General features: G+C 65.9%; 3 protein-coding genes. 1 reads left to right on the top strand and 2 read right to left on the bottom strand.

The window, feature by feature from the left end; genetic code table 11:
• Positions 1-79: 79 nt before the first annotated feature.
• Both QMX82_RS25175 and QMX82_RS25180 read right to left on the bottom strand, forming a co-directional pair.
• Positions 80-1,345 (bottom strand): OprD family porin, encoded by a 1,266-nt coding sequence (locus QMX82_RS25175; protein WP_280310785.1) that lies wholly within the window; start codon positions 1,343-1,345, stop codon positions 80-82.
• Between the two features lie 254 nt (positions 1,346-1,599).
• Complete coding sequence (locus tag QMX82_RS25180; RefSeq protein ID WP_282288640.1) at positions 1,600-2,997, bottom strand: MFS transporter; 1,398 nt, start codon at positions 2,995-2,997, stop codon at positions 1,600-1,602.
• A 446-nt stretch (positions 2,998-3,443) separates the two neighbouring features.
• On the opposite strand from QMX82_RS25180, the gene quiC reads away from it, so the two are divergent.
• A complete protein-coding gene (gene quiC, locus QMX82_RS25185; RefSeq protein WP_133862188.1) occupies positions 3,444-5,345 on the top strand; it encodes a 3-dehydroshikimate dehydratase QuiC in 1,902 nt (633 codons plus the stop codon).
• Positions 5,346-5,365 lie beyond the last annotated feature (20 nt).

Below are 5,365 nucleotides of genomic sequence, written 5' to 3' on the forward strand. Positions count from 1 at the left end.
TTTTTTTTTAAACCAATTATAGGGGTGGCCTCCGGGGCAACGGGGGCGGCGCCCCGCGGGCCCCCCCCACCCGCATTTCCTACAACACCGAGATCGGGTAGTTGAGGATGATGCGGTTCTCGTCGAAGGAGCCGCTGGCACTGTAGTCGCGTCTCATGCTTGAGTTGCGCCAGCGGATCAGCAGCTTCTTCAGCGGGCCGCTCTGCACCTCGTATTGCACCTCGGATTCGCGACCCCATTCCTTGCCGTCGGTGATGGTGCCGGTGTGCACGTTGTCACCGCTGAGGTAGCGGTTCATCAGGGTCAGACCCGGCACGCCGAAGGCGGCGAAGTTGTGGTCGTAGCGCACCTGCCAGGAGCGTTCCCGGGCGTTGTCGTAGCTGGAGTTGTAGCTGTCGTTGGCCAGGGTGCCGCCGCTGGTGCCGTTGACCCTCATCCAGGCGCTGTCGCCGCTGACGCGTTGCAGGCCGACATAGAAGGTGCCGCCGCCCTGCTTGGCCGAGAGCAGCGCATAGGCAGTGCGGTTGTCCAGGGCACCGGCGCGGGCCGAGCCGTCATCGTCGCCGATGAAGTAGCCGAGGTTGGCGCCCAGGGTCCAGCTGCCCACCGGCTGGTAGTGGATCAGGTTGATGAACTTCTGGTTGTAGATGTCTTCGAGCTGGGCGTACCAGAGGCCGATCTGGGTGCGCTTCTCGTTGAACTTGTATTCGCCGCCGACGAAGTTGAAGCGGTCGGAGGTAGCATTGGCGCGGCCCTGCATGAACATGTCTTCCATGCTGGCGTCGTTGCGCGGGCTGTTCTGGCGCATCTGGCCGCCCCAGAGTTCCAGGTTCTGGATCTCGGTGGAGTGGATCTGCGCGCCCTGGAAGGTCTGCGGCAGCGAGCGGCCGTCGTCGGATCTGAGGATCGGCAGCACGGCGAACCACTCGCCCACCTTGATATCGGTCTTGGAGATCTTGGCCTTGGCGGCCACCGCCAGGCGGCCGAAATCCTTGGCCGGTTCGTTGCCGGCATGGGTCGGCAACAGCTGGGTGCCGTAGGTGCCGGCGCCACCGTCGAGCTTGACCGAATACAGCCCCAGGGCATCGATGCCGAAGCCCACCGGTCCCTGGGTGTAGCCGGAGGTCAGGCCGAAGATGAAGCTCTGGGTCCATTCCTCGGCCTTGTTCTGCGCGGTGTAGGCCGGATCGACGAAGTTGCGATTGAAGTAGAAATTGCGCAGGTTGAGCGTGGCCTTGGTGCCTTCGATGAAGCCGTCCGCGGCCCACAGTGGCGTGGTGCTGGCGAGAGCGGCGAAGGCGGCGCAGGCACGGGCGAGCCGGCCGGAAGCGAGTCGAGTGCTCATGGTGTTCCTTGTTCTTGTAGGTGAGGGGTGCCCTGCCGGCGCGGGGGGGCGGCATCTGACGAGGGCGGATAGGGCGGTGACGCGCGGGACGGCTAGGAGGGTGCAGGCGACATGAGGGATTCCTTTCTTATTTGAATTATCGGAAAGCAGCGACCGAGGCGTTCGGTCGAGTAGTTATATGACAACGTATGTCTTACGGCAAGGCTACCAAGGTAGCAGGGCGGAGCCCTCGCCAGGCGAGGGCTCGCGAGGGGTCAGACGCTGGCCTTGAGGCTGTCCTGACGGGCCGTGTCATAGGCGTGCTTGTCCATCTGCACGGCGCCCGGCTTGCCCAGGTCGCTCATCGGTACCCGGTAGGTTTCCGGCGACAGGTAGGCCGCCAGGGCCGACAGGCAGGTCACGCCGAAGGCCAGGCTACCGACCACCAGCCAGATGTTGTCGGTGCCGGGCGGGGCGACCAGGGCGAACAGGGCCGGCAGCAGGGCGGTGAGCATGGTGCCGATGTTCTGGGCGATGGCCATGGCCGAGACGCGGTAGCGGGTCTGGAACTGCTCCGGGTAGAAGCTGGGGAAGACCGCGTTGTAGCCCTGGTAGACCACGCCCCACATCAGCAGCGACATGAGGAAGGCCAGCGGCAGGTTGTGGATGCTGATGGCATAGAGATAACCGAAGGCCAGCAGACCCGAACCCAGGGCGCCACCGATCATGGTCGGCCGGCGGCCGATGCGGTCGGAGAGGTTGCCGACCAAGGGGATCACCAGCACGGCGACGATGTTGCCCACCACCGGTATCCACAGGTAGACGCTCTTGTCGAAGCCGATGCCGTAGGCCGGTTGCACCGCGTAGGCGGCGCCGAAGATGGTGGCCACCACCGGGATGACGTTCATCAGCGCCATCAGCGCGACCAGGATCATGGCCTTCCAGCTGGTGGTCAGGGCTTCGCCGATGGGCGAGCGTCTGGCCACGGTGGCGGTGCCGGTCTTGGCTTCTTCCTTGACGAAGGCGGGCGTCTCCTGGACTTCCCGGCGGATGATGAAGCCGGCCAGCAGGACGAAGGCGCTGAGCAGGAAGGGGATGCGCCAGCCCCAGCTGTTGAAGGCATCGGCGGGCATGAAGTAGGCCAGCGGCAGGAACACCGCGGCGGCCATCACCTGGCCGGCCTGCACCCCCTGCAGGGTAAAGCTCGCATAGTAGCCACGTCGGCCGAAGGGCGCGTGTTCGAGCACCATGGAACTGGCTCCGGAGATCTCGCCAGCCACGGCGAAGCCCTGGATCAGGCGCAGTACCACCAGCAGGATGGGCGCGAGGATGCCGATCTGGTGGTAGGTGGGCAGCAGGCCCACGGCCATGGTGGCGATGCCCATGAGGAACATGCACAGCAGCAGGACGTTCTTGCGGCCGCGGGTATCGCCCCAGTGACCGAGCACGAAGGCGCCGACCGGCCGCGCCAGATAGCCCACGCCATAGGTGGCGAGGGAGGCGACGATGGCCATCTTGGGATCGCTGGAGGGGAAGAAGATCTGCGGAAAGATCAGCGCCGCCGCCTGGGCGTAGATGAAGAAGTCGTAGTATTCCAGCGCCGAGCCGATCCAGCCGCTCGCGGTGGCTTTCTTGGCTTGGGAGCCGGGGGTGGGGGAGGCGGTAGTGGCCATGGTTGTCTCCGGAATTTTATTGTCAGGCCAGGAGGGTTTCAGCGCCGCGCACGAACTCGCTCGGACAGCGGGAGCCGAAGATGAAAAGGACGGGAAGACCTAGCCTGGCCGTCGCCGACTGAGCGCGGTGGGACTGCAGACGCGACGGGGGACGCAGGATAACGTGGATAGCTGAGGCATGGACGCACACTCTTGTTTGTCTTGTTATGGTCGACGCGGCGGAAGCGACGAGCGCTGGGCTCTGCGATCCATAGTGCGAGGCGCTGCTGGGGCGGGTCAATTCGCCGGATGACCAAATGTTCGATCAGCGAACAGAAACTAACCGGTTCGTACATAATCCATTGTTGGGCCACGCGGTGCCACGAATAATCGGTGCCAGACCCGACGAATCCGCGCCACCCGCCCGCATGTCCCGCGGCGTGGCCGTTCAACAGAGGAGCACCGGCATGCAGCGTTCCATCGCGACCGTATCCATCAGCGGCACCCTGACCGAGAAGCTCGAGGCCATCGCCGCGGCGGGTTTCGACGGTGTGGAGATCTTCGAGAACGACCTGCTGTATTCCGGGGCCAGCCCGCGGGAGATCCGCCAGCGCGCCCAGGACCTGGGGCTGGCCATCACCCTGTTCCAGCCGTTCCGCGACTTCGAGGGCAATCGCCGCGAGCGCCTGCAGCGTAATCTCGACCGCGCCGAGCGCAAGTTCGACCTCATGCAGGAACTGGGCACCGACCTCATCCTGGTGTGCAGCAACACCGCCGCCGACAGCCTCGGCGACGAGCGCCTGATTGCCGACGACCTGCAACTGCTGGCCGAGCGCGCCGCCCGGCGCGAACTGCGCATCGGTTACGAGGCCCTCGCCTGGGGCCGCCACGTCAACACCTGGCAGCAGGTCTGGCGCCTGGTGAAGGCGGTCGATCATCCCAATCTCGGCGTGCTGCTCGACAGTTTCCACACCCTGTCCATCGGCGGCGATCCGGCGGCCATCGCGCAGATCCCGGGGGACAAGATCTTTTTCGTGCAGATGGCCGATGCGCCGCTGCTGCAGATGGACGTGCTGGAGTGGAGTCGGCATTTCCGCTGCTTCCCGGGGCAGGGCGAATTCGACCTGGCCGGTTTCCTCGCGCCCATCCTGCAGACCGGCTACCAGGGGCCGCTGTCACTGGAGATCTTCAACGACGGTTTCCGCGCCGCCCAGACCCGCGCCACCGCCGCCGATGGCCTGAGATCCCTGCTCTACCTGGAAGAGCAGACCGCCGCGCGGCTGCAGCGCGAGGAGACCCCGGTGGCGGCGCCGCTGTTCGCCCCGCCCGCGGCGCCGCGCCTGGAAGGCACCGAATTCCTCGAATTCGCCGTGGACGACGGCCATGGCGCCGAACTGGCGCGCTGGCTGGGCAAGCTGGGCTTCGCCCAGGCCGGCCGGCATCGCTCGAAGAACGTCACCCTGCTGCGCCAGGGCGAGATCAACCTGGTGCTCAACGCCGAACCCTATTCCTTCGGCCACAACTTCTTCGAGGCCCACGGCCCCTCGCTATGCGCCATGGCCCTGCGCGTGCCGGACAGCCAGGCCGCCCTGGAGCGCGCCCAGCAGTACCGGGCGCAGCCCTATCGTGGCCTGGTCGGCCCCAACGAGCGGGAAATCCCGGCGGTGCGGGCACCGGACGGCAGCCTGATCTATCTCGCCGATCGCGGCGTGGATGGCCGCAGTCTCTACGACACCGACTTCGATGTCAGCGCCGGTGCCAGCGGGGGCCTCGGGCTGACCCATGTCGACCACGTGGCCATCGCCCTGCCGGCCGATGCGCTGGACAGCTGGGTGCTGTTCTACAAGAGCCTGTTCGACTTCAGCGCCGACGACGAGGTGGTGGTCCCGGACCCCTATGGCCTGGTCAAGAGTCGCGCGCTGAAGAATCGCGAGAGCAGCGTGCGCCTGGCGCTGAACATCTCGGAGAATCGCAACACCGCCATCGCCCGGGCGCTGTCCAGCTATCGGGGCTCGGGGGTGCATCACATCGCCTTCGCCTGCCAGGACATCTTTCTGGCGGTGGAACAGGCCAAGGCCGCCGGGGTGCCCCTGCTGGAGATCCCGATGAACTATTACGACGACCTGGGGGCGCGCTTCGATTTCGACGACGACTTCCTCAGTCGGCTGGCCTACTACAACGTCCTCTACGACCGTGACGCCCAGGGTGGCGAGCTGTTTCACGTCTACACCGAGTCCTTCGCCGACCGATTTTTCTTCGAAATCCTCCAGCGCAAGGATTACAGTGGCTACGGCGCGGCCAACAGCCCGGTCCGCCTGGCGGCCATGCTGCAGGCCCGCCAGGGCCGCCCGGCACCCCTGGAATTCTGAGCCAGGCGGGCACCTGCGGG

This window comes from Pseudomonas sp. PS02302, assembly GCF_029959585.1.
Lineage (GTDB): Bacteria > Pseudomonadota > Gammaproteobacteria > Pseudomonadales > Pseudomonadaceae > Chryseomonas > Chryseomonas aestiva.